This window comes from Micromonospora sp. NPDC023869, assembly GCF_055559695.1.
Genome location: NZ_JBVHKD010000007.1, coordinates 372,972 through 390,082 on the forward strand (window position 1 = coordinate 372,972; position 17,111 = coordinate 390,082).

A 17,111-nucleotide genomic window follows, 5' to 3' on the forward strand; every position below is an offset into this window, starting at 1 on the left:
GTCGTGATCGTAGGCGGAGCACGGTCGGTCCGCCGGGTTCGTGCCGACGTGCGAGGTGACGTCGGACATATCGCCGCGGGTCGGCGGGATGGGCGCGCTGCGGTAAGGATGAGGGAGGATTGTGGCGGCTTACGGCGGGGGAGATACGTGGCGAGCGGGACTAGTCGGGAGGTGCTCGGTCGCGGGCTGGCCGTCCTGTGGCGGGCCATCCGGGAACAACCGAGGATCTTCGCGGTCGCGGTCAGCGGCAGTGTGCTGTTCGGCGTGATGGTGGTGGGCAGCGCGTTCGTGGTCGGCGCGGTGGTCGGCGACGTCGTGGTCCCGGCCATCGAACGCGGGTCGGTCGGCGTGGGCGTACTGGCCCTGGCCGCCGCCGCGCTGCTCGGGATCAGCGTGCTGCGGGTGGTCGGCATCTTCGGCCGGCGACTCGGCGCGGGATACATGCAGTACCGCCTCCAGGCCGACTACCGACGCCGGGTCACCCGCCGCTACCTGGAACTACCGCTGTCCTGGCATCACCGCAACGCCACCGGCACCCTGCTGTCCAACGCGAACTCGGACGTGGAGGCCGCCTGGCACCCGATCGCGCCGCTGCCGTTCGCGGTCGGCACGCTGGTGATGCTGGTCGGCGCGGTCGGATCGCTCTTCGTCACCGACTGGGCCCTGGCCCTGGTCGGGCTGGCCGTGTTCCCGGCGTTGTTCGCGCTCAACGTGGCCTACTCCCGCCGGATGGCCCCGCGTCAGGCCCGCGCGCAGCGGCTGCGTGCCGAGGTCAGTGGCATCGCGCACGAGAGCTTCGACGGCGCGCTGGTGGTCAAGACGATGGGTCGGGAGGCCCAGGAGACCGACCGGTTCGCGGCCCGCGCCGGTCAGTTGCGCGACGCCCTGATCTCGGTCGGGCGGCTGCGCGGCATCTTCGACCCGATGCTGGAGACCCTGCCCAGCCTCGGCACGCTCGCCGTGCTGGTGGTCGGCGCGTACCGGTTGCAGCAGGGTGCCATCTCGGTCGCCGAGCTGGTCAGCGTCGCGTTCCTCTTCACCGTGCTGGCCTTCCCGGTGCGGGCCATCGGCTGGGTCCTGGCCGAACTTCCGCGCAGCGTCGCCGGGTGGGACCGGGTCCGCCGGGTGCTCGACGCCACCGGCGAGATGCCGTACGGCAGCACCCGGCTCGACCCGGACGCCGAGGCGCCCGCCACGCTCTCCTTCACCGACGTCGCCTTCGCCTACGAGCCGGCCGAGGCGCACCTGCCCGGTACCGAGGTGCTCGGCGAGGTCACCTTCACTGTGCCGGCCGGCAAGACCGTGGCCCTGGTCGGACCGACCGGCTCCGGCAAATCCACCGTGGCGTCGCTGGCGGTGCGGTTGATCGACCCCCGCGCCGGGACCGTACGCCTCGACGGCGTGGACGTGCGCGAGCTGGCCGCCGACTCACTCGCCGGTACCGTGGCGTTGGTGGCGCAGGTGCCGTTCGTCTTCGACGACACCGTCCGGGCCAACGTCTCGCTGGACCGGGCGGGCATCGACGACGAGGCCGTGTGGGCCGCGTTGCGGCTGGCCGAGGCCGACGGGTTCGTCGCCGCGCTGCCCGACGGGCTGGACACCAGGGTCGGCGAGCGGGGCACCTCGCTCTCCGGCGGGCAGCGGCAGCGTCTCACCCTGGCCCGGGCGTTGGCCGGGCGTCCCCGCCTGCTGGTGCTCGACGACGCCACCAGCGCGGTCGACCCGCGCGTGGAGGCCGCCATCCTGGCCGCGCTGCGCTCGGCCGAGGCGGGCGGCCCGGGAGCATCGATCCTGGTGGTGGCCTACCGCCGGGCCACCATCGCCCTCGCCGACGAGGTCATCTACCTGGAGCAGGGCCGGGTGATCGCGCGGGGCACCCACACCACGCTGCTGGCCACCGTGCCCGGCTACGCCAACCTGGTCACCGCATACGAGCAGGCCGAGGTGGACCACGAGCGGCAACCGACGTACGACGAGGTCACCCCGCTGGCCTCCTCCCTGGAGGTGGACCGGTGAGCGCGAGGAACGCAGCGCAGCGGAGTACCGCAGTCGTGAACGGAGAGCCGGTCCGGTTGAGCGCGAGGAACGCAGCGCAGCGGAGTACCGCAGTCGTGAACGAAGGATGTCGCCGGTGAGCGCGAGTGTGACGACGGAGGTGCCGGAGCCGGCGGAGTCGACCTGGCGGACGCTGCGCCGGGGGTTGGCGCTGTCGCCGGAGCTGCGGGTCGGCCTGGGGGCCACCCTCGGCCTGGCACTGGTCTACATGGTCGGCCGGGTGGCCGTGCCGGTGGCGGTGCAGCAGGGCATCGACCGGGGCATCGTCGGTGGGCTCGACCTGAACGCGTTGTTCGTCGTCGTGGCGGTCACCGCCGCCGTGCTGGTGGTGACCACCGCCTGCGGCTATCTGATGATGCGGCGGCTGTTCACGGTCAGCGAGACGGCGTTGGCCGGGGTTCGGGTGCGGGCGTTCCGGCACGTGCACGACCTGTCGATGCTGCACCAGCAGTCCGAGCGGCGGGGCTCGCTGGTCTCCCGGGTCACCAGCGACGTCGACCAGATCACCCAGTTCCTCCAGTGGGGCGGTGTGATCCTGCTGGTGAACCTGGGTCAGTTGGTGGTGACGACGGCGGTGATGCTGGCGTACTCGTGGCAACTGACGCTCGTGGTCTTCGCGGCGTTCGTGCCGGCGGTGCTGGTGATCCGGTTGATCCAGCGTCGGCTCGCCGCCGCGTACGGGGTGGTGCGGCAGCGGACCGGCACGCTGCTGGCGGCGGTCGGCGAGAGTGTGGTCGGCGCGCCGGTGATCCGCGCGTACGGCATCGCCGGCCGGACGTCGCGGCGACTGGACGAGGCGATCGACAGTCAGCAGCAGGCGCAGCGCAAGGCCATCCGGATCAGCATCCTCGGCAGCTCCGTGGGGGAGTTGGCGGCCGGGATGGCGCTGGCCGGTGTGGTGGTGCTCGGCGTGCTCCTCGGCGCCGACCAGACGTTGAGCATCGGCGCGGTCACCGCGTTCCTGTTCCTGGTGACGCTCTTCATCCAGCCGGTGCAGATCGCCACGGAGGTGCTCAACGAGGCGCAGAACGCGATCGCCGGGTGGCGGCGGGTGCTGGACGTGCTGGACGTCTCGCCGGACGTGGCCGACCCGGGTCCGCAGGGGCGGGAGCTGCCCGGTGGGCCGCTGGACATCCGCTTCGCGCAGGTGCGTTTCGCCTACCCGGACGGGCCGACCGTGTTGCACGACGTCAGCCTGGAGATCCCGGCGAAGAGTCGGGTCGCGGTGGTGGGCGAGACGGGCAGCGGCAAGACCACCTTCGCCAAGCTGCTGACCCGGTTGATGGACCCGTCGGCGGGTGCGGTGCTGCTGTCCGGGGTGCCGTTGACCGACGTCCGGTTCGACTCGTTGCGGTCCCGGGTGGTGATGGTGCCGCAGGACGGCTTCCTGTTCGACGCGTCGGTGGCGGACAACGTGCGGTTCGGTCGTCCCGAGTTGACCGACGAGCAGCTCACCGCGGCCTTCAGCGACCTGGGGCTGGCCGACTGGCTGGACGGGCTACCGGCCGGGTTGGCCACCGGGGTGGGTGAGCGTGGTGAGGCGTTGAGCGTGGGGGAGCGGCAATTGGTGGCGCTGGCCCGGGCGTACGTGGCCGACCCGGATCTGCTGGTGCTGGACGAGGCGACCAGCGCGGTCGACCCGGCCACCGAGGTACGCCTGCAACGGACCCTGGACGCGGTGACCCGGGGGCGGACCACGCTGGCGATCGCGCACCGGCTCTCCACCGCGCAGGGCGCCAACGAGGTGATCGTGGTGGACCGGGGTCGGATCGTGCAGCGTGGGCCGCACGAGGAGTTGATCCGGGACCCGGACTCGGTCTACGGCCTGCTCTACGCCTCCTGGCTGGAGCAGACGAGGTGATCGGCGCGGACGTGTCCCGGCGAGGCCGGTGCCTGGATCCGGTGGACGTGATCGGCGCGATGCCCTAGTCTTCGGGTTAGGTAAGCCTAACCTTAGAAGGAGGTCGTGCCATGCGGCCGAGCCCTGCCGAGATCGTTCGTACCCTCGTCGCGGGCCGGCTGGCCGGTCTCGTCCACGTGGCCTGCCGACCCGGTCTGCACCACGTCCGCCACGTCACCGACCGCGACGGCCGGGTGCTGCTGCTGGTGCCGGTGGTCAGTGACCTCACCGCCGCCCTGCGTACCACCGGTCCGGACCGCCCACTCGCCGTGGCGCTGGACGTGCTGGACCTGCCGCCCGCCGCGGGCGCACCGTCGCTGGGCCGCGCGCTGGTCTCCGGCTGGGTACGCCAGTTGAGCGGCCCCGAGGAACGCGCCGCCGCGCTGGACTTCGCCGAGGTGGACGCCACCGGGGACCTGCTCGACGTCGGCACCCGGTTCCGGCTGTGCCGCTTCGAGGTGGAGCAGGCCCAGTGGGACCGCGCCGGCACGCTGCGCCGGGTCGACCCGGCGGCGTACGCCGAGGCGGAGCCGGACCCGCTGCACCCGGTCGAGGCGGTGCTGCTGGCCGACCTGGCCGACCGGTACGCCGGCCGGCTGACCGCCTACCTGCGCCGCCGGCTGGGCCTGACCGACGGCGACGTGACGCCTCGGCTGGAGCGGATCGACAGGTACGGGATGCTGGTCTCGTTCGGGCACGCGGGTGCCCGGCACCGGACCCGGCTCGCCTTCGCGCGCCCGGTGGCCGGACACGACGAGTTGCCCCGGATCTTCGACGAGATGCTGCACCCGGCGGCCGGCGCCTGAGCGCGCCTCAGTCGACCAGTTCGCCGGTGAGGTAGCGCTGCACGGTCGGCCCGACGGTGGCGACCAGGGTCTCCGGCTCGGCGGAGGCGATCGGCTCCAGCCGGATCACGTGCCGCATGACGGCCAGCCCGATCAACTGGGTCGCCACCAGCCCGCCGCGCAACGGAAGCTGGGCCGGGTCGACGTCGAGGTGATCGAGGATCCGGCGCAACACCTGGGTGGTCAGGAACTCCCGGACCAGCCGGGCGGTCCACTCGTTGCCGACCGCCGACCGCAGCAGGGCCACCCCGGCGGCGCCGGCCGGCGAGTCCCACACCGCGACGAACGTACGGACCAGTCGTTCCCCGATCCCGTCGCGGTCGCCCGCGAGCACCGCCGGCAGCAGCTCCCGGGGATCGACCGGCGCCTGCACGGCGGCCAGGAACAACTGCTCCTTGCTGCCGAAGTAGTGGTGCACCAGGGCCGGGTCGACCTCGGCGGCGGCGGCGACGGCCCGGATGGTGGCGGCGTCGAAACCCCGCTCCGCGAAGGCGGTGCGGGCCGCCGCCAGGATCGCGTCCCGGGTCGCCGGGTTGCCGGGCCGCCGTCCGCTGCGCCGTGCCATCGCCCTCTCTTCCCGCTCGGTGGCCCCGTCAGCCGCTGCGCCGTCGCAGCGTGGCCGAGGCGAGCACCAGCGCCAGCACCGCCGCACCGGCGACCACCGCCACGTCCCGCCACATCGTCGCGGTCGGCTCGGCGTGCGCGCCGACCTCCTGAAGGGCCTCGACGGCGTACGACAGGGGGAGCACGTCGCTGATCGCCTGCAACCAGCCGGCCATCTCGTCGCGCGGCACGAAGAGCCCGCAGAGCAGCAGTTGTGGGGCGACCACGACCGGCATGAACTGTACGGCCTGGAACTCGGTGCGGGCGAAGGCACTGCACAGCAGCCCGAGCGCGACGGCGAGCACGGCGTTCAGCGCCGCGACCAGGATCACCAGCGCGCTGCTGCCGGCGGTCTGGAGACCGAAGACCCAGTACGCCACGGCCGAGGCGATGGTGGCCTGCGCCGCGCCGGCCAGCCCGAACGCGATGCCGTACCCGAAGAGCAGGTCGGTGCGGGCCAGCGGGGTGGTGAGCAGCCGTTCCAGCGTCCCGCTGGTCCGTTCACGCAGCATGGCGATGCTGGTCACCAGGAACATGATGAGGAACGGGAAAAAGCCGAGCATCACCAGCGCGATCCGGTCGAAGATGGACGGCTGGCCGGGCGGCGTGGGCTGGTCGGCGTACATGTAGTAGACCAGGGTGAGCAGCACGGTGGGGACGACCACCAGCAGCGCCACCGTACGCCGGTCGTGGCGCAGTTGCCGCAGGATGCGGCCGACGGTGGCGGCCAGGATCCGCGGGTTCATCACGCCTCCCCGCCGGTCTGGTCGTCGGCCTGGCCCGCCCGGATCAGCCGCAGGAACGCCTCGTCGAGGTCGTCGACCCCCGCGGCGGCCCGGATCGCGGCCGGGGTGTCGTCGGCGATCAGCCGTCCCGCGCGGATCAGCAGCAGCCGGTCGCAGCGGGCCGCCTCGTCCATCACGTGACTGGAGACCAGCAGGGTCGTGCCGGCCGCCGCGAGTGCGTGGAACCTCGCCCAGAGCTCGGCGCGCAGCACCGGGTCCTGGCCGACGGTGGGTTCGTCGAGCACGATCAGCTCCGGCTCGCCGACCAGCGCGCAGGCCAGCGACGCCCGGCTGCGTTGCCCGCCGGAGAGGGTGCCGACGATCTGCCCCGCCGCCGCGGCCAGCCCGACGTCGGACACCGCCCGGTCCGCCTCGGCCCGGCCCCGGCCGTGGAGAGCGGCGAAGTAGCGGGCGTTCTCCCGCACCGTCAGGTCCGCGTAGACGCTCGGCGCCTGGGTGACGTAGCCGACCCGGTGGCGCAGCTCGGTCGCGCCCGCCGGGTGTCCGAGCACGGTCACCGTGCCGGCGGTGACCACCTGCACCCCGACGATCGCACGCATCAGTGTGGTCTTGCCGCTGCCGCTGGGGCCGAGCAGCCCGGTGACCGCGCCGCGCGGCACCCCGGCGTCGATCCCGTGCAGTACCCGCCGTGCGCCCCGGTCCACGACCAGGTCCCGGACGGCGATCGCCTCCGCCATCGCCCACCTCCGAAACTCATCATCTGTTGAAATCAACGGTAGTTGAATTCCCTCGGGCGAACTAGAGTGCCATATCGCCATAGCACGGGCTTTAGCCTCCGTATCGGACAGTGTGTCCGTTGTAGGGCATTGCGCCCGGATCGGACCTGCGGCACGATGGCGCAGTGGATCACGCTCCGTCACCGGACAGTGGGTTCTTCGACGACTGGGCCGCGCGGCTGCGGGCGACCGCCGACCGGCCCGTGGTCGGCATCCTGCTGCGCGGAAGCCACGCCCGTCGAGCCGCCACCCCGCACAGCGATGTCGACGTCGACGTGCTGGTCAACGGAGCCCCGTACGCCGTACGTCGGGCGTACCTCACGGAGCACTCCGGGCGCCTGACCCACGTCTCGGTCGCCGCCCGCGACATTCGGTCCTGGGTGACGCGGCTGGGGGAGCCGGCCGACTGGGCGTTCGGGCTGCCGGTGACGGCTCCCGCGCGGCTGCTCTGGGCCGACCCGCACTGGCGGGACCGGATCGACCTGACCGTGCTCTGCCAGCCGGCCGACGAACCCCGGTTGGAGGAGCTGATCGCCACGCTCGGCAAGGTGGCCGCCGCGCGCGACGCCGACGACCCGCTCGGCGTCCGGCTGGCCGCCGCCGACCTGGCCCGGCTCTGCCCCTCGGTGCTGCGGTTGGCGAACCCCTCGGTCCGGGTGGTGTCCCGCCGCTCGGCCTTCGCCGCCGCGCTCGACCTGCCGGTGGCCCCGCCCGGCTACCGGCAGGACATGCTGCGCTGCCTCGGCCTGCTGCCCGGATCGACCGGGCAACTCTGGGCGGCGGCGGTCCGGCTGGTCGCCGGCACCCTGCCGCTGATCCGCCCATACGCCGCCGAGGTGGCCGAGGTGGCCGGCACCGACTTCGCCGACGCCCTGCTCGACGGGCGCCTGGACCGGTACGTCACCCAGTTGCGCCAGCCCGTCGGCCCTGCGCCGTCCGCCAGCCGGGAGCCCACTGGGGTACCGGCGCCGCGTGCGGGACAATGGGTCACTGTGCCCGTACCTGACGCGCCGACGAGCGGCGCCCACCTCTCCCCGCCGGAGCCGCCGGGCGGCCCGGACCGGCCGTCGCGACTCGATCCGGAGATCGCCGCGCGGCTGCGCCGCACCCCCGACGGCCTGGTGGCCGCCGTGGTCCGCCAGCACGACAGCGGTGAGGTGCTGATGGTGGCCTGGATGGACGACGAGGCCCTGCACCGCACCCTGACCACCGGCCGGGCCACCTACTGGTCGCGCAGCCGCCGCGAGTACTGGGTCAAGGGCGCCACCTCCGGCCACCACCAGTACGTGCGGTCCGTGGCGCTGGACTGCGACGGTGACGCGGTGCTGGTCAGCGTCGAGCAGGTCGGCGCGGCCTGCCACACCGGCCGGCGCACCTGCTTCTCCACCGAACTCCCGGTCACCTCCGGCGAGGTGTCCTCGTGAACGGGCACAACGTGCGACTCCTCGGACGCCCAGGAGCGTCGGCATGACCGACGGCACGGTCAGCCCGGATCTGGCCACCTTCACCGACCTGGCCGCCCGCTGGCGGGTGGTGCCGGTCACCCGGCGACTGCTGGCCGACGCGGAGACGCCGGTCGGGGTCTACCGCAAGCTCGCCGGTGGGCCCGGCACGTTCCTGCTGGAGTCCGCCGAGCAGGGCGTCGGCTCGTCGGGGCTGGCCTGGTCCCGGTACTCCTTCGTCGGCGTGCGCAGCAGCGCCACCCTGGTCGAACGGGACGGTTCGGCGGCCTGGCTCGGCGAGCCGCCCGCCGGACTGCCCACCGCAGGCGACCCGGTCGAGGTGCTGCGGGCCACGGTGGCGGCGCTGGCCGGTCCGCCCGGTGAGCCGGACGGGACCATGCCCCCGCTGACCGGTGGCATGGTCGGCTACCTCGGGTACGACCTGATCCGCCGCTTCGAGCGGCTGCCCTCGCTCACCGAGGACGACCTGCGCGTACCCGAGCTGGGCATGATGCTCGCCACCGACCTGGTGGTGCTGGACCACTTCGACGGCTCGGCCATCCTGGTCGCCAACGCGGTCCTGCCCCCGCTCGACGACCCGGACCGCGAGGCGCAGGTGGCCGCCGCCTACCACCACGCGGTGGGCCGGCTGGACGCGATGACCACCGCGCTGTCCCGGCCGATCCCGCCGATGGTCTCCACGGTCCGCCGTCCCAGTGCCGGCGAGGTACGCAGCCGTACCCCCGAGGGCGGCTACCCCAAGGCGGTCGAGGCGGCCAAGGAGGCGATCCGGGCCGGCGAGTGCTTCCAGATCGTGCTCGCCCAACGGTTCGAGCGGGACACCGACGCCGACCCGCTGGACGTCTACCGGGTGCTGCGCACCACCAACCCGAGCCCGTACATGTACCTGCTGCGCTTCGACGACTTCGACATCGTCGGCTCCTCCCCGGAGGCGCACCTGAAGGTGACCGGCGAGGTCGACGGCGAGCGGCGCGCGCTGCTGCACCCGATCGCGGGCACCCGCCCGCGCGGGGCCACCCCGGAGGCCGACGCACGGCTCGCCGCCGAACTGCTCGCCGACCCGAAGGAACGCGCCGAGCACGTGATGCTCGTCGACCTGGGCCGCAACGACCTGGGGCGGGTTTGCCGACCGGGCACCGTCGAGGTGCCGGAGTTCGCCACCATCGAGCGGTACAGCCACGTCATGCACATCGTCTCCACCGTGGTCGGGACGCTGCGCGCCGACCGCACCGCCTTCGACGCGCTGGCCGCGACGTTCCCGGCGGGCACCCTGTCCGGGGCGCCGAAGGTGCGCGCCATGGAGATCATCGAGGAGCTGGAGCCGGTACGCCGGGGCCTGTACGGCGGCACCGTCGGCTACTTCGGCTTCGGCGGCGACCTCGACATGGCCATCGCCATCCGCACCGCGCTGATGCGGGCCGGGCGGGCGTACGTGCAGGCCGGTGCCGGGGTGGTGGCCGACTCCGATCCGGCCGCCGAGGACCAGGAGACCCGTAACAAGGCCGCGGCGGTGCTCGCCGCCATCGCCGCTGCCGAGACACTCAGGCCGGCCCGGTGAGCGCGAGGAACGCAGCGCAGCGGAGTCCCGCAGTCGCGAGCGGAGGGTGGGTTCGGTGAGCGCGAGGAACGCAGCGCAGCGGAGTCCCGCAGTCGCGAGCGAAGGGCAATCCAGTGAGTGAGCAGATCTCGCCCGGGGGCGACGCGCGGTCCGCGTCGGGCCGGCGCGAGTTGGCGTACGCCGTGCTGCTCTGCCTGGCCGGTGCGGGGCTGGCGCTCTGGGCGGTGACCCGCACCTGGGCGGTGGACACCGACGTGGTCGGCGTACCGACACCGCTGGCGGACGAGGGGCGGACCGGGACGCAACTGCTGCCCTGGCTGCCCGCGCTCGCCCTGGTCGGGCTGGCCGGTGGCGGCGCGGTGCTGGCCACCCGTGGCCGGCTGCGGCAGGTGCTCGGCGGGTTGCTGGCGCTGCTCGGCCTGATGATCGTCGGCGGCGGCGGATACGGGCTGGTCGCCGAGATCGGCGACGAGGTCGCCCAGCAGTGGCCGGCGTTCACCCTGCTCGGCGGGTTGCTGGCGGCGGCCGGCGGGCTACTGACGGCGTTGCGCGGGCGGGACTGGCCGGCGATGGGTGCCCGGTACGAGCGCCGGTCCCGGCAGTCGGCGCCGGCGGCGGGCCCGATCCGTGGGGCCGGCACCGTCGAGGCGTGGGACGCGCTCGACCGGGGCGAGGACCCGACCGAGCGCTGAGCGGACCGGACCGGGGGTCAGCCGACCGGCTGGCGGTCCCGGGCGTCGGCCGACCGGCTGGCGGCGAGTTCGGCGACCAGTCGGTCCAGTGCGGCCCGCTGGTCGGCGCGGGCCCGGTCGGCGCAGATGGCCTCCCAGGCGTTGCCGCGGGCGGTCCGGATCCGGGTCGGGCCGACCACGGCGCGCTCCAGCGTGTGGACGACACCGACGGCGAGCGACGCGACGGTACGCGAGATGGTGGTGAGTCCGATGGTCTGCTGCGGCGCGGAGGAATTCATGATCACCCCGGGGAGAGATCGTCGTGGCGATGGGGTAGGCGCGTCATCGAGTGTGCCCGAGTCCGATGCTGCCCGGTTCACGTTTCGTGGTGATGACCACGACATCAACACTGCGGCAGGGGGTCTGAGCAGGCAAAGGGCCGTTCGGCCTTGAGCTTGCTCACGGCATCGACCGGCCTCGACGGAAGCTGACCGGTAAGGTCGGGACTGCCGTCGATATGGGTGGGCGTCGATAAGGGGGTGACGCAGCGTCACGCCCTGTTCGCGCAGGTCGGTCATTATGCCGCAGCCCATTTCGTGAGGCGCGCCATACCCCCACCGGTCGGTGCCAGGTGGCGGCACCTAGCATCGGCCCATGACACCCGGAGAGGGGAGTCCGTTGGTGACTGCTGAGCATCCGCACGCGGAAGGGAACGAGGCCGGCCCGGCAGCGTCCGTCAGCGTGCTCGACGAGATCCTGGCCGGCGTCCGCGAGGACGTGGACCGGCGGCAGGAGCAGGTCCCGATGGAGCGGATCCGCGAACTCGCCGCCGCCGCCCCGCCGCCGCTGGACGCGTACGCCGCGCTGCGTCGGCCCGGCGTCGCGGTCATCGCCGAGGTGAAGCGTTCCTCGCCGTCCAAGGGCAAGATCGCCGACATCGCCGACCCGGCGGACCTGGCCGGTGACTACGCGGCCGGTGGCGCCCGGGCGATCAGCGTGCTCACCGAGGGGCGCTGGTTCGGCGGTTCGCTGGAGGACCTCGCCGCGGTCCGGGCCGCGGTCAGCGTCCCGGTGCTGCGCAAGGACTTCGTGGTCTCCAGCTATCAGGTGCACGAGGCCCGCGCGCACGGCGCCGACCTGGTGCTGCTGATCGTCGCCGCGCTGGAGCAGAACGTGCTGGTCGGCCTGCTGGAGCGGATCGAGTCGCTGGGCATGACCGCGCTGGTCGAGGTGCACGACGAGGAGGAGGCCGACCGGGCCCTGGAGGCCGGCGCGCAGGTGATCGGGGTCAACGCCCGCGATCTGCGTACGCTGGAGGTCGACCGGTCGGTGTTCGAGCGGATCGCGCCCGGTCTGCCGAGCAACGTCGTCAAGATCGCCGAGTCCGGTGTCCGTGGTCCACACGACCTGATCCGGTACGCCTCGGCCGGGGCGGACGCTGTGCTGGTCGGTGAGGGCCTGGTCACCCAGAAGAGCCCGCGGGAGGCGGTGGCCGAGCTGGTCAACGCCGGCAACCACCCGGCCACGCCCCGCCCGGTGCGCTGACGCCGTCGCGGCGAGAGGATCCGACATGAGCGAGTCCTTCGAGCGAATCATCTACGTGGTGACTGATGGCGGCGCGCAGCGGAGCGGAGTGTCGGCATGAGCGAGCCCGGCGAGCGAATCATCGGTGCGGTGGTGCCTCACTGGGGCACGCAGCGGAGCGGAGTGTCAGCGTGAGCGAGCAGGCGTCTTTTCCGGACGCGGCCGGGCATTTCGGCCGGTTCGGTGGCCGGTTCGTGCCGGAGGCGCTGGTCGCCGCCCTGGACGAGCTGGACGCGGCGCACCGCGCGGCGATGGCCGACGAGTCGTTCCGGGCGGAGTTCGCCGCCCTGCTGCGCGACTACGCCGGCACCCCGTCGCTGCTCTACGAGGCCCGCCGGTTCTCCGCGCGGGTCGGCGCCCGGGTGCTGCTCAAGCGGGAGGACCTCAACCACACCGGCGCGCACAAGGTGCGCAACGTGCTCGGTCAGGCGCTGCTGACCCGGCGGATGGGCAAGAAGCGGGTGATCGCCGAGACCGGGGCCGGTCAGCACGGTGTCGCCACCGCCACCGCCGCCGCCCTGTTCGACCTGGACTGCGTGGTCTACATGGGCCAGGTCGACACCGAGCGGCAGGCGCTCAACGTGGCCCGGATGCGGATGCTCGGCGCCGAGGTGGTGCCGGTCACGAACGGCTCGCGCACGCTGAAGGACGCGATGAACGAGGCGATGCGGGACTGGGTCGCCAACGTCGACGACACGCACTACCTGATCGGGACCGCGGCCGGCCCGCACCCGTTCCCGGCTCTGGTGCGCGACTTCGTGCGCGGCATCGGCGACGAGGCGCGGGCCCAGTGCCAGGAGCTCACCGGCGGCCTGCCGGACGCCGTCACCGCCTGCGTCGGCGGCGGCTCCAACGCGCTGGGGATCTTCCACGCCTTCGTCGACGACCCGCAGGTGCGGCTCTACGGCTTCGAGGCCGGCGGCGACGGGGTGGCCACCGGACGGCACGCGGCCAGCATCACCGGCGGCTCCACCGGCGTGCTGCACGGCACGCGGACCTTCGTGCTGCAGGACGAGGACGGCCAGACCGTCGAGTCGCACTCGATCTCGGCCGGCCTGGACTACCCGGGCGTCGGCCCGGAGCACGCCTGGCTGCACGACACCGGCCGGGCCCGCTACCTGCCGGTCACCGACGACGAGGCGATGGCCGCGTTCGAGCTGCTCTGCCGTACCGAGGGGATCATCCCGGCGATCGAGAGCGCGCACGCGCTCGCCGGCACCCTGGTCGTGGCCCCGAAGCTCGCCGCCGAGCTGGGTCGGGAACCCACCATCGTGGTCAACCTCTCCGGTCGCGGCGACAAGGACGTGCACACCGCCGGCGAGTACTTCGGCATCCTCGGTTCGGAGCGAAGCGGAGCGGCGGCATGAGCGAGCGTCAGCGAGCGAATCATCGTTTCAGTGCCCTGGTGTCTCGTGACGGCGCGGAGCGAAGCGGAGCGGCGGCATGAGCGAGCGTCAGCGAGCGAATCATCTCGCCCTGGGGTCTCGTGACGGCGCGGAGCGAAGCGGAGCGGCGGCATGAGCCGGATCGGTGGGGCGTTCGAGAAGGCTCGGGCCGACGGCCGGGCGCTCCTGGTGGGCTGCATGCCGGCCGGCTTCCCGACGGTCGAGGGCAGCATCGCCGCGATGAAGGCGATGGTCTCGGCGGGCGTCGACGTGATCGAGGTGGAGATCCCGTACTCCGATCCGGTGATGGACGGCCCGGTGATCCAGCGGGCCAGCGACATCGCGCTGGCCGGCGGGGTACGCACCCGGGACACGCTGCGCATCGTGGAGGAGGTCGCGGCGACCGGTGCCCCGGTGGTGACGATGACCTACTGGAACCCGATCGAGCGGTACGGCGTGGACGCCTTCGCCCGGGACTACGCGGCGGCCGGCGGCACCGGGCTGGTCACCCCCGACCTGATCCCCGACGAGGCCCAGGAGTGGCTGGCCGCCTCGGACGCGCACGGACTGGACCGCACGTTCCTGGTCGCCCCCTCGTCCACCGACGCCCGGCTGGCGATGACCGTCGAACACTGCCGTGGTTTCGTCTACGCCACCGCGATCATGGGGGTCACCGGGGCCCGGGCGCAGACCTCGGAGGCGGCGCCGGTGCTGGTGTCGCGGGTCCGGGAGATCAGCGAGATCCCGGTCGGCGTCGGGCTGGGCGTGGGCACCGGGGAGCAGGCCGCCACCGTCGCCGGGTACGCCGACGCGGTGATCGTCGGCAGCGCCCTGATCCGCTGCCTGCTCGACGCCCCCGACCAGGAGGCCGGGCTGACCGCTCTGCGGACGCTCAGCGCGGAGCTGGCCGAGGGCGTACGCAACCCGGCCCGCTGACCCGACCGGTACGCCACCTGCGGGTGGGGCCGACGCGCTCGACGTTCCGAGGGACAAAAGCCCCGACGGGCCACGGAACCCGGGCGGCTGAGGCGGACCGGGGTGACGTTCCGGGGGTCCGCAGCGGTAGCGTGTGCACCCGTGAGTCTCGCCTCGCCGATGTCCCTGGCCGCCCTGCCCAGCCCGAGCACCGCCGTATGGCATCTCGGCCCGATCCCGCTGCGGGCGTACGCGCTGTGCATCATCGCCGGCATCGTGGTGGCCTGCTGGGTCACCGAGCGACGGTTGCGCCAGCGCGGCGTGGCCCCCGGCGCGGTGCTCGACATCGCCCTCTGGGCGGTGCCGGCCGGCATCATCGGTGCCCGGATCTACCACGTGATCACCTCTCCGGCGGCGTACTTCGGCACCGGCGGTGACCCGATCAAGGTCTTCTTCATCCACGAGGGCGGCCTGGGCATCTGGGGTGCGGTCGCCGGTGGCGCGGTCGGCGCCTACATCGCCGCCCGGCAGCTCGGCATCCCGTTCGCGGTGGTCGCCGACGCGCTGGCGCCGGGCCTGCCGCTGGCGCAGGCGATCGGCCGGCTGGGCAACTGGTTCAACAACGAGCTGTACGGCGGCCGGACGGACCTGCCCTGGGGGCTGGAGATCCACCGGATGGACGGCGGTCAGGCGCTGCGCGACGAGGCGGGGCGGCCGATCCTGGAGGAGGGGCTCTACCACCCGACCTTCGCCTACGAGGCGCTCTGGAACGTGGGCGTCGCCGCGTTGGTGTTCTTCCTCGACCGCAAGCTGCGTCTCGGCCGGGGCCGGGCGTTCGCCCTCTACGTGATGGGCTACACGGCCGGCCGGTTCTGGATCGAGATGATGCGGACCGACGATGCCACCAGCATCCTCGGCGTACGCCTCAACGTCTGGACGGCGGCCCTGGTCTTCGTCGGCGCGTTGATCTACTTCCTGCGGGTGCGCGGGCCGCGTGAGTACCTGATCCCGGTCGGACTGCCGGCCGCCACCGCGGCACCGGCCGGCTCCGACGTCTCCCAGGTCGACCTGTCGGCGACGCGCGGCGGCCGGACCGAGCCGGCGGTGCCGGAGGGCTACCGGGTGGTCAGCGAGGAGCAGTTCGCGCACTGGCGGCAGACCGGTGAGGCCCCCGGCGAGGTGACCGACCCCGCCCCGGGCACCGACCCTGACTCCGCCCCGGGTGCCGGCGCCTCGACCGACGAGGACAAGGACACCCCGACCGCCGCCGAGGGCGCGGCGGCACGTCCGGCCGATCGCGACAGCTGAGACCATGCGCAGCGCGGTCGTGGTCGGCGGCGGGCTGGGCGGCCTGGCGGTCTCCGGTGCGCTCGCCCGCTCGGGGTGGCAGGTCACCCTGCTGGAACGGGCCGACCGGATCCGGCCCGAGCCGACCGCCGTGGTGCTCTGGCCCAACGGCGTCCGCGCGCTGCGTGCCCTTGATCTCGGTGCCGGCCTGGACGCCATCGCCACCCCGCTGCCGGACGGCGGCGTGCGCCGCCCGGACGGGCACTGGCTGGTGCAGCCCCGGCCGACCCCGGCCGAGCGCCTGCCGGTCGTGGTGCACCGGGAGGACCTGCACGACGCGCTGATCGCGGGCCTGGGCGAGCGGGTCGAGCTGCGGACCGGCGTGACGGTACGCACCGTACGCGCCGCCCCGGGCGCCCGCCCGGCGGTCGGTGACGGCCGACAGACGTTCGAGGCCGACCTGGTGGTCGCGGCCGACGGCGCAGACAGCGTGATCCGCCGCCAGCTCGCCCCGGAGGCGAGCGTGGTCAGCTCCGGCTGTGCCGCCTGGCGCGCGGTGGTCCCCTGGTACCGCGCTCCGAACCTGGCCGACGGCGGGCCCGTCGGCGGGGAGATCCTCGGTGCCGGATACCGCTTCGCCGCTGCCTCGCTGGGCGAGCGCGGCTCCTCCGGCGCGTCCAGCCGGGGCGGCATCTACTGGATGGCCACCGCCGCCGGGGCGCCCCGCCCGGAGCCGCCGGAGACCCAGTTGGCGCTGCTGCGACGCTGGTACGCGGGCTGGCCCGCCCCGGTCGACGAGCTGCTGGCCGCCACCGACCCGGCCGATCTGGTGCAGCAGGAGATCCGCGAGCTGCGTCCGCTGCCCAAGTCGTACGGCTTCCCGGTCGGGCCGGGCGGGGTGGTGCTGCTCGGCGACGCCGCCCACGCCATGCCGCCGCACCTCGGGCAGGGCGCCTGTCTGGCCTTCGAGGACGCCGTCACGCTCGCCGCGCTGCTGCGGGAGTCCACGCTGCCGGACGCGGTGGTGGCGTACGACCGGACGCGCCGCCCCCGCGCGGCCACCGTGGTCCGCCAGACCCGCCGCATGTCGGCGGTGCTGCAGACCCGTGGCCGGCTGGCCCTACGCGCCCGCGACGCCGCCCTCGGCACCATCACCCCCCGCCTCCTGGGCAGCGCCGCCTCCGTGGCCGCCCAGTGGCGCCCCCCAACCTGACCCACCCCACCCCCACCCACCCACCCACCCACCCACCCACCCACCCACCCACCCACCCACCCACCCACCCACCCACCCACCCACCCACCCACCCACCCACCCACCCACCC

General features: G+C 73.6%; 15 protein-coding genes and 1 pseudogene. 12 read left to right on the forward strand and 4 right to left on the reverse strand.

All coding sequences use genetic code 11. From position 1 onward, the window contains the following. Positions 1 to 147 precede the first annotated feature (147 nt). From ACZ31C_RS21410 to ACZ31C_RS21420, 3 genes are all read left to right on the forward strand, one after another. Complete coding sequence (locus ACZ31C_RS21410) at positions 148 to 2,016, forward strand: ABC transporter ATP-binding protein (RefSeq protein ID WP_465796756.1); 1,869 nt, start codon at positions 148 to 150, stop codon at positions 2,014 to 2,016. A gap of 115 nt (positions 2,017 to 2,131) precedes the next feature. Further along, positions 2,132 to 3,916, forward strand: a complete 1,785-nt coding sequence (locus ACZ31C_RS21415; protein WP_465796757.1) for an ABC transporter ATP-binding protein — start codon at positions 2,132 to 2,134, stop codon at positions 3,914 to 3,916. A 110-nt stretch (positions 3,917 to 4,026) separates the two neighbouring features. Continuing rightward, positions 4,027 to 4,761: a DUF2470 domain-containing protein gene (locus ACZ31C_RS21420; protein ID WP_396742684.1), complete on the forward strand. Its 735-nt coding sequence runs from the start codon at positions 4,027 to 4,029 to the stop codon at positions 4,759 to 4,761. Positions 4,762 to 4,768: 7 nt separating this feature from the next. On the opposite strand, the gene ACZ31C_RS21425 is transcribed toward ACZ31C_RS21420, so the two are convergent. From ACZ31C_RS21425 to ACZ31C_RS21435, 3 genes are read right to left on the reverse strand one after another with little or no spacing between them, the layout of a single operon-like run. Further along, complete coding sequence (locus ACZ31C_RS21425; RefSeq protein ID WP_465796758.1) at positions 4,769 to 5,365, reverse strand: TetR/AcrR family transcriptional regulator; 597 nt, start codon at positions 5,363 to 5,365, stop codon at positions 4,769 to 4,771. Positions 5,366 to 5,393: 28 nt separating this feature from the next. Next, positions 5,394 to 6,149, reverse strand: coding sequence for an ABC transporter permease (locus ACZ31C_RS21430; RefSeq protein WP_465796759.1), 756 nt, complete (start codon positions 6,147 to 6,149; stop codon positions 5,394 to 5,396). Then, on the reverse strand, positions 6,149 to 6,886 hold the full coding sequence (locus ACZ31C_RS21435) for an ABC transporter ATP-binding protein (protein ID WP_465796760.1): 738 nt from the start codon (positions 6,884 to 6,886) through the stop codon (positions 6,149 to 6,151). Before ACZ31C_RS21435 ends, ACZ31C_RS21430 begins: the two co-directional genes overlap by 1 nt. A 527-nt stretch (positions 6,887 to 7,413) precedes the next feature. On the opposite strand from ACZ31C_RS21435, the pseudogene ACZ31C_RS21440 reads away from it, so the two are divergent. The 4 genes and pseudogenes from ACZ31C_RS21440 to ACZ31C_RS21455 all read left to right on the forward strand — a co-directional run. After that, a pseudogene (locus ACZ31C_RS21440) lies at positions 7,414 to 7,731 on the forward strand (phosphoribosyl-AMP cyclohydrolase); the annotation flags it as partial. A gap of 186 nt (positions 7,732 to 7,917) precedes the next feature. Next, positions 7,918 to 8,349 (forward strand): phosphoribosyl-AMP cyclohydrolase, encoded by a 432-nt coding sequence (gene hisI / locus ACZ31C_RS21445; protein ID WP_396743283.1) that lies wholly within the window; start codon positions 7,918 to 7,920, stop codon positions 8,347 to 8,349. Positions 8,350 to 8,392: 43 nt separating this feature from the next. Continuing rightward, the gene (locus ACZ31C_RS21450) at positions 8,393 to 9,946 is read left to right on the forward strand and encodes an anthranilate synthase component I (RefSeq protein WP_465796761.1); all 1,554 of its coding nucleotides are present in this window, start codon (positions 8,393 to 8,395) and stop codon (positions 9,944 to 9,946) included. Positions 9,947 to 10,059: 113 nt separating this feature from the next. Beyond that, positions 10,060 to 10,638: a Trp biosynthesis-associated membrane protein gene (locus ACZ31C_RS21455; protein WP_465796762.1), complete on the forward strand. Its 579-nt coding sequence runs from the start codon at positions 10,060 to 10,062 to the stop codon at positions 10,636 to 10,638. A gap of 17 nt (positions 10,639 to 10,655) precedes the next feature. Here the strand turns inward: ACZ31C_RS21455 and ACZ31C_RS21460 are convergent, their stop codons facing one another. Next, positions 10,656 to 10,916: a hypothetical protein gene (locus ACZ31C_RS21460; protein WP_465796763.1), complete on the reverse strand. Its 261-nt coding sequence runs from the start codon at positions 10,914 to 10,916 to the stop codon at positions 10,656 to 10,658. 442 nt (positions 10,917 to 11,358) lie between these two features. Here ACZ31C_RS21460 and trpC point away from each other — a divergent pair, with 442 nt between their 5' ends. The 5 genes from trpC (at position 11,359) to ACZ31C_RS21485 (ending at position 17,001) form a co-directional block, all read left to right on the forward strand. Further along, the gene (gene trpC, locus ACZ31C_RS21465; RefSeq protein WP_350696790.1) at positions 11,359 to 12,162 is read left to right on the forward strand and encodes an indole-3-glycerol phosphate synthase TrpC; all 804 of its coding nucleotides are present in this window, start codon (positions 11,359 to 11,361) and stop codon (positions 12,160 to 12,162) included. Positions 12,163 to 12,332: 170 nt separating this feature from the next. Beyond that, positions 12,333 to 13,568 carry a tryptophan synthase subunit beta gene (gene trpB, locus ACZ31C_RS21470; protein ID WP_465796764.1) on the forward strand — a complete coding sequence of 412 codons (1,236 nt, stop codon included), beginning with the start codon at positions 12,333 to 12,335 and terminating at the stop codon, positions 13,566 to 13,568. A 150-nt stretch (positions 13,569 to 13,718) separates the two neighbouring features. Next, complete coding sequence (gene trpA / locus ACZ31C_RS21475) at positions 13,719 to 14,522, forward strand: tryptophan synthase subunit alpha (protein ID WP_350696426.1); 804 nt, start codon at positions 13,719 to 13,721, stop codon at positions 14,520 to 14,522. Between the two features lie 141 nt (positions 14,523 to 14,663). Continuing rightward, positions 14,664 to 15,809, forward strand: coding sequence for a prolipoprotein diacylglyceryl transferase (lgt, locus tag ACZ31C_RS21480; RefSeq protein WP_465796765.1), 1,146 nt, complete (start codon positions 14,664 to 14,666; stop codon positions 15,807 to 15,809). A 4-nt stretch (positions 15,810 to 15,813) separates the two neighbouring features. Then, positions 15,814 to 17,001 (forward strand): FAD-dependent oxidoreductase, encoded by a 1,188-nt coding sequence (locus ACZ31C_RS21485; protein WP_465796766.1) that lies wholly within the window; start codon positions 15,814 to 15,816, stop codon positions 16,999 to 17,001. Positions 17,002 to 17,111: the final 110 nt, after the last annotated feature.